General features: G+C 71.7%; 4 protein-coding genes. All 4 read right to left on the bottom strand.

Annotation, left to right across the window (positions count from 1 at the left end; translation table 11 throughout):
- Positions 1 to 462: HD domain-containing protein (locus tag AC1DY5_RS43060; RefSeq protein WP_478120539.1), on the bottom strand; the 462-nt coding region annotated here is incomplete at its 3' end.
- Entirely contained in the window at positions 462 to 1,541 is a 1,080-nt protein-coding gene (gene mltB, locus AC1DY5_RS43055) for a lytic murein transglycosylase B (RefSeq protein WP_478120538.1), read from the bottom strand. The genes AC1DY5_RS43060 and mltB, both read right to left, overlap by 1 nt.
- A 53-nt stretch (positions 1,542 to 1,594) precedes the next feature.
- Positions 1,595 to 3,589: a transglutaminase TgpA family protein gene (locus tag AC1DY5_RS43050; RefSeq protein ID WP_478120537.1), complete on the bottom strand. Its 1,995-nt coding sequence runs from the start codon at positions 3,587 to 3,589 to the stop codon at positions 1,595 to 1,597.
- On the bottom strand, positions 3,583 to 4,524 hold a 942-nt coding region (locus AC1DY5_RS43045; RefSeq protein ID WP_478120536.1), incomplete at its 5' end, for a DUF58 domain-containing protein. The genes AC1DY5_RS43050 and AC1DY5_RS43045, both read right to left, overlap by 7 nt.

Below are 4,524 nucleotides of genomic sequence, written 5' to 3'. Positions count from 1 at the left end.
GCGGATCTGCTGCTCGTATTCGGCGAATCGCTCCGGCGGGGCGCCGAGGATCGCGAGGTCGATGTCGACCAGCAGCTGCGCATCCTTGCCTTCCGGCACGGCGTCGTGGCGCGTGGCCATCACGAGCTCGTGCACGCGCTCGCCCGCCTCGGGCGCGACGCCGGCCTCGCGCACGGTGCGCCGCGCCCAGTCGGCGCTGCGCGCCTCGTTGTCGTGCCGGTCGAGCGCGTAGACCGCGTCGTGGAACCAGAGCGCCAGCGCCACCTCGCCGGGGCGCCCGGCCTGGCTGCGCACGCGGTCGAAGTGCAGCAGGCACTCGGCCAGGTGCTGGCGCGTATGGTAGGCGCGCTGCGGCTCGTCGTAGCCTGCCAGCAGGCGGTCGAAGAGGGCGTCATCCGCGGCCTCGATGCCAAGGTCGCGCCAGGCATCGGCCCACAACCTGCGCAGCGCCCCGGTGTCCATCACTGCTCCATCGCCGCCCGCACTTCGCGACCCAGATCGATCACCGACATCGCGTAGTAGCTGCTCCAGTTGTAGCGCGTGATTACGTAGAAGTTGCGGGTTCCGGCGACGTAGCTCGGCGCCTCGTAGCCGTTCTGCAACTCGACGAGCGCCAGCAGGCCCGGGTGCCTGAGCGCCTCGCCATGGAGCACCGCGCCGCCGGCGACGAAGGCATCGACGCTGAAGGTCGGCAGGATGTCCGGCGCCAGCAGCACCGCCTTCAGGAGCCGCGATTCGTCGAAGCTCACCGGGAAGATCGGCGGCATGCCCGGCTGCCAGCCGAAGGCCTTGAAGTAGTTCGCGACGGAGCCGATCACGTCGGCCGGGTTGTGGACCAGGTCGATCCGTCCGTCGCCGTCGAAGTCGACCGCGTACTTGGCGATGCTGCTCGGCATGAACTGGGGCATGCCCATGGCGCCGGCGTAGCTGCCCAGCGGCGCCATCGGGTCTTCGGCGGTGCGGCTCTCGGTGCTCAGGAAACTCTCGAGTTCACCGCGGAAGAAGGCCTGGCGCTCGGCCGCGCGCGGGTGGGCCTCCGGGAAGTCGAAGGCCAGCGTGGCGAGGGCGTCGATGACGCGGAAGCTGCCCATGTTGCGGCCATAGATGGTCTCGACGCCGACGATGCCGACGATGATCTCGGGCGGCACGCCGTAGCGTGCCTCGGCCCGCGCCAGGGTGGCGGCGTTGTCGCGCCAGAAGCGCACGCCGGCCGCGATGCGGATCGGGTCGATGAAGCGGCTGCGATAGACCTGCCAGTTCTTCGGCGTGCCGCTCGTCGCCGGCAGCATCAGCCGTGGCACGTTGGGCAGATGCCGGGCATTGCCGATGGTCGCCCGGACCCAGGTGGGGTCGAGATCGCGCCGTGCCGCCACCTCGTCGGCGAACTGCATGGCGTCGGGGCGCGTGGCGTAGGGAATGCCGCCGCGCACCGTAGCACTGCGCTTGTCCTTCGCAGCCTGGGCGGCCGCAGCGGGTGCCGCCGCGAGGAAGGTGGCTGCCAGCATGAAGGCCGGCAAGGCGTTGAAGAGAAGGCGTCGCATCGCGTCGATTGTGCCGTCGGCGCGGCGCCGGTCCAAGAACGACACAAGTGGTTTCAGCGCGGCCATGCAAGCCGGCGGAATTCGCGGCGCAGGGTCGACAGCGCCTCGGCCGGGGCCCTTGCATAGCGCTGCGCCTCGAGGCGCAGCAGCCATTGCTGCGCCGGCTCCGCGCCGCGGCCGAAGCGCTCCGATAGGGAGGCCGCCATCTGGCGCGGCGAAGAGCCTTCGGGCACCGCGATGCCGGCCCGCTGCAACCGCGCGCGGGCCTGGCCCAGCAGCCGCAGCCACGGGTCGTGCTGGCTGCGCTCCCAGAGCGTCCAGCCGGCAGCCGCCAGGCTGGTGGCCACCAGCAGCGCGAGCAGCACCAGCGCCAGGTCCTGCAGGCTGGGGGCCTCGAAGCCGAGGGTCTTGAGCAGGTCCAGCTGCCGGCTCTGCGTGTAGCTGAGCACCCACTGGTTCCAGCCGTTGTTGACGGCCTCCCAGGCGGCCCGCAGGTTCTGCGACAAGGTCGGATTCATGGCGCCGATCGCGCCGGCGATCAGCCCGGGCTGCGGTGCCAGCCGGCGGAACTGGCCGACCCGGTCGGGCGAGATGGCGCCGGTCGGATCGACCCGCACCCAGCCGACGCCGGCCTGCCAGACCTCGGCCCAGGCATGGGCGTCGCTGTTGCGCAGCACCCAGAAGTTGTCGACGCCGTTGATCTCGCCGCCCTGGTAGCCGGTCACGATCCGGGCCGGTATGTCGAGCGCGCGCATCAGCACCACGAAGGCCGAGGCGATGTGCTCGCAGAAGCCGGCCTTGCGGTCGAACCAGAACTCGTCGGCGGTGTCGTCGCCGTAGAGGCCCGGCTCCAGCGTATAGGCGTAGCCGCCGGTGCGCAGCCGCTGCAGCACGTTCTGCACCAGGGCCGGCGTGGCGGCAGCGGCCAGCGCCGGGTCGGCGCGCATCTGCGCCGCCAGGGCCACCGTGCGCGGGTTCGAGCCCGGCGGCAGGGCGATGTAGGCTTGGAGCGCGGCCGTACGGCGCGTCGGGCCGCTCTCGAACTGGGTGAAGCTTTCGGCCCGGAAACGCACCAGGTCGACGATCGGCCGGTTGGCGACCCATTGCAGCTCCGGGGTCGCGAACAGCTCGTAGCCCGGCAGCTCGGGCCGGGTCGGCGTGGCGTCGAGCGTCAGCACCCAGGGACGGTTCGCGGCTTCCAGGGTGACTTCGTAGCCGACCGACGGGCCGCGCACCCGCAGGTCCCGCGGCAGGGGGTTGCGCGAGAAGGGCGGTGCTGCGGACCACTCCCGGCCGTCGAACTGCGACAGCACCGGGCCGCGGAAATAGAGTGTCGGGCGCGGCGGCACGCGGCCGTCGTCGAACTTGATGCGCGCCGCGATGCCGTCGTCGAGCGCGAGCGCGGCCATGGTGCCGACCCGCATCGTGCTCGACAGCCCGGTGCGCCCGGTCAGGGTGTCGTTCGGCGTGCCCCACAGCGGCGCCATCCGCGGGAACAGCAGGAACAGCACCAGCATGATCGGCGCGCCCAGYAGCGCCATCGAGCCGGCGGTGCGCGCGGCCTGCGCCAGTGGCGGCCTGCCGACCGGCATGTGGGCGTTGACCAGCGCGGTCAGCAGGCCCAGCAGTGCCATCAGCATCGCGAAGGCGGTCGCGAGCGATTGCGAATAGAAGAAGTTGGTGAGCATCGTGAAGAAGCCCAGGAAGAAGATCACGAAGGCATCGCGTCGGGCCCGCAGTTCCAGCGTCTTCAAGGCCAGCAGGATCACCACCAGCGTGACCCCGGCATCGCGGCCGAGCAGCGTGCGATGGGTAAGGTAGGTGGCGACCAGCGTCAGCGCCAGCAGGGCGATGCGCCAGGCCTTGCCCGGCAGCGGGCCCGCCTGCACCGCCAGCGTCCCGCGCCACAGCAGCACGATCGCGGTCAGCGTGCTGCACCACCACGGCAGGTTGGGCACCTGCGGCAGCAGGATGAGTCCGATCACGGCCAGCAGGAAGAGGGTGTCCCTGGCATCGCGCGGCAGTGTCTGGAGCCGGGCGCTCAGCATAAGGCGAGCAGCTCCAGGCATTGCCGCTTGTGCGCTTCGCCCTGCGCCGGGGCGACCACGCGGGCAGCCACGCGCAAGCCGTAGTCGACGCCGAGCCGGTCCGCCATCAGCACCCAGGCGCAGAGCCGGGAGAGCCGCGCCTCCAGTCCGGGCACGCCGGTGGCCTGAGCGTCGAGCCACAGCTCTTGCCGCTGGGCCTGCTGGGTGTCGCGGCTCACCAGGTCCTCGGAGCCCGCGGCCTGCGCCTGCGCCGCCCGTTTCCAGACCACCAGCTTCAACGGATCGCCGCGGCGATAGGCGCGGACCCCGTCGTATTCCCCGGAGGGGTGGCTGCGCAGCGCGGCCGACGCGGCTTGGCCGGCCAGCGGCTCGCCGGCGGGCAGCGGCGGCGGATGGGTCTCCGGCGCCGGATACACCAGCACCTTCGAGGCCGGCCGCCACACGGTCCAGACCCTGAAGGTGCCGAGCGGAAAGCGGGTTTCCGCGGTCAGGGTCGGCACCGGGTGCAGGCCGCGGTGCTCGGGCCTGAAGGCCACCTCGACCGTGGTGCTGCCCTCGGCCGGTACATCGCACCAGGCCCACTGGCCGCTGCGGTGGACCGCGAGGCCGATGCCGAAGCGCGTGCTGCGGCGCGTGTTGTCGAGCACCACGCGGAACACCGCGGCGGCCCCGGCGTAGCGCGGCTCGGGCGCCAGCAGGTGCAGCGCCAGGCCGCGCAGCGTGCCGTGGCCCACGTGCATGCCGACCGCCACGCTGCCGGCCAGCAGGAAGGTCAGCAGATAGCCGAGATTGAGCTGGTAGTTGATCGATGCGACCAGCAGCAGCAGCAGCGTGGCCGCCAGCATCCAGCCGGCCCGGGTCGGCACGATATAGACATTGCGCTGAGTCAGCTCGAGCGCATCCGAGGGCGGCCGCCGCGCCACGAACCACTGGTC

This window comes from Variovorax sp. P4_D9, from assembly GCF_056401695.1.
This window is presented reverse-complemented; position numbering and strand designations above follow the sequence as displayed.

Coding starts and splice junctions, on each gene's coding strand:
- mltB (WP_478120538.1), bottom strand. CDS start 1,541: ATGCGACGCCTTCTCTTCAACGCCTTGCCGGCCTTCATGCTGGCAGCC.